The following is a 2809-nucleotide window of genomic DNA, read 5'->3' on the forward strand; positions in this document are numbered from 1 at the left end:
AGAGATTGCAAGTGAAGGTTCCAGTGCGATTACAACTATAACGCTAAGCGGTGAAGGGCATGAAAACTTCACGGTCGATACTAAAGGTGTCTTCCGGGTCGCGCAGGGGGCATCGTTCGATATGGAGGCAATGCCGCTGTATAAACTCGAAGCCGTCGCCATAAATGAAAGTGGTATCAGCAGCTTGGGTGCTGAAGTCATCATAGAGGTGGCTGACCTTCCAAATGCCCCGTATGCGACGTCGTTAGAGATCACACCGCTTGTCGAGAACACACCGCCGGGTACGTTGGCAGGCAAAATCGTCTTTGAGGATGCAGAGAGCACGGTAACGTCCATAGACTTGACAGGTGAAGGAAGTGATGACTTTACAGTCAACATTAGTGGTGATATTTATGTTGCCGAGGGTGCTCAGATAGATTATGAGCGTCAATCGTCTTATAAGTTAGAGGTAAGTGCTACGAATGCACAGGGTAACAGCAGTTTACCGGTAGTGGTCAACATTGCCGTCAAAAATGTGTTTGACACCCCGGCTATCCAACTGGTCTTTGTCGAACGTGTCAGCGAGAATGCTCCGATCGGCCATGAGATAGGTACGATCGAAGTATTACGTGAAGGTGTCGGTCCTGTCACCGGCTTTACCATACTCGGCGGTGACAACATACCATTTGCCATCGACGCTAATGGAACGGTGAGTGTGGCTTCATACCTCAATTACGAGGTCAAGGACGAATATTCTTTCATGGCCGTAGCCCAATCGGATTACGGTCAGAGCAACCGCATTTATGTCAACATCATTGTCGATGATGCACCGGAAATCGGTATGCCTGTGCTAAGTGATTTTAGTGGAAGCATACGTGAAGATGCTACTGCAGAAGCAGTTGTAGGTAAGATCACACTACAGTCGGGAAGCTCTCCCGTTGAAGAGATTAATCTCATGGGAATGGGTTCAGAGTACTTTAGTGTAGCAAATGACGGAACGATAAGTGTTTCAACTACTGCCTTGTTTGATTATGAGCTCTTTCAATCATACGATCTTACAGCATTCGCCCGAAACGCACATGGAACCAGTGCAGAAGTCAATGTTCATATCAATGTGATTGATGTACCAGACCTTCCTCCTCGTATAGAAGATACATATATCAAAGTATCAGAAGATACTGCACCTCAGGTATTGATAGGTAAGGTTTTGTATGTACAGGGGGACAGCACTATCGACTCGTTTACATTAGAGGGAATCGGTAGTGAAAAATTTGTCGTCGATTCAAACGGTACGATTCGATTAAATGCAACTCTTGACTATGAAACCACGAGCCGCTATCAACTTAACATCGTTGCTCACAGCAGTATAGGTGACAGTAATATAGCAACAATAGACATTGTCGTTGAAGATGTGCCGGATTCACCCCCTGTAGTATATGAGTTTAGTGGAGAAGTCGATGAAAATGTAATCGAACATACGCTCGTAGGAAGAGTAACTTTTGATGAAGGTAGTGCTCCGCTGAATATCTTTTCTCTTACAGGTACGGGTAGTGAACTATTTGCAATTGACTTGAATGGAGAGATAACGGTTGCCGTAGGCGCACTATTGAATTACGAGACGACTAGCCTTTACCATTTGTATGCTTCGGCGGCCAACAGCTTTGGTGTCAGCCAAAGGGTACCTGTAACGATCACTATACGTGATATTCCTGAAGTTGCAACATTGCAACCTCTTGTTGCTACGGTCCGTGATCAGGCTATAGCAGGTACTATTGTCGGTTATCTCCCAGTTCAGGAAAATGGCGAACCAATAATAGAGATGCGCCTTGACGGTATTGGGAAAGAAGATTTTACAATTGATGTTGACGGTACAGTAAAGGTTAGTAAAGTTGCAAATCTGGATTACACATCTCAAGCGGAATATTTTTTAAGTGTTCAGGCTGTTTACGCCCAAGATGTTAGTGAACGGGTTGAAGTCAAGATAGAAGTAACACCATATATGCATACAAGACTTGTTGATCCATTTAATGATGGGTCAGCCATAGTTATACACCCTTTAGATGACGTAATGTCTTTGCAGGGAATAGAACTTACGGGAACGCCATTGTTTTCAGACATTAGTAAGTTTGGAAGAAGTGTCTATTTTGATTCTTTGCGTGGATGTGTTGGTTTGGGTATCGGTGCACAAACAGGTGATTTCACTATGTCTGTCTGGGTAAAGCCTCAGCAAAGTATCCAGTTGATTGCAATGTCTACATCTGGTACAGCGTATTATTCATCTAGTAGTCAGTCTGAGGTTTTTTATCCAACACATGGAGGTACCAGTTCATTAAAACGTGTAGGTATTGGATTAAGTGTTGGGACTAACGGCGTTGTGGTACCAATGCACAGCGCAGGTCTGATGCCAAGTCTTTTAACATATGCCGGTCCACTCAATGAATGGGACTTTATTACTGTCACTGTTCAAAATGGCACACCTAGACTTTACATAAATGGGGTCTTTATGCAAGCGGGTCTTCAGACACCTAATGCAACACTTCACCCAAGTAATCTTAGCTCGTGTGGTTATACACGGCATAGAATGACGGGGTATATAGATCAAATATCTATTTTTGATCGAATTTTGACAGATGAAGAAATTTTAGAACTTTATAATATACAGTAAGAGGATTTTAGTGGGACTATTTTTAAACCACGTGTTCGATAGGTTATTTGCCCTTAAATAATCTTTCTGATTTTCCTTCGCAAAAGAACGATAGGGCTACCAAAGCCAAAAATGTGCATAATCTTGGAAAAATTCAGGACAATTTATGGCAAATGTACAAAAAGC

Annotated in this window: 1 protein-coding gene; it reads left to right on the forward strand. The window is 43.1% G+C overall.

Translation table 11 applies throughout. From position 1 onward, the window contains the following. Positions 1–2644 (forward strand): LamG-like jellyroll fold domain-containing protein (locus ABYK33_RS15220; protein WP_373034167.1); only part of this gene is annotated, 2644 nt, incomplete at its 5' end. Between the last annotated feature and the right edge of the window lie 165 nt (positions 2645–2809).

The sequence above is a fragment of the Sulfurovum sp. genome (genome assembly GCF_041562805.1).
In the GTDB taxonomy this organism is placed as follows: domain Bacteria; phylum Campylobacterota; class Campylobacteria; order Campylobacterales; family Sulfurovaceae; genus Sulfurovum.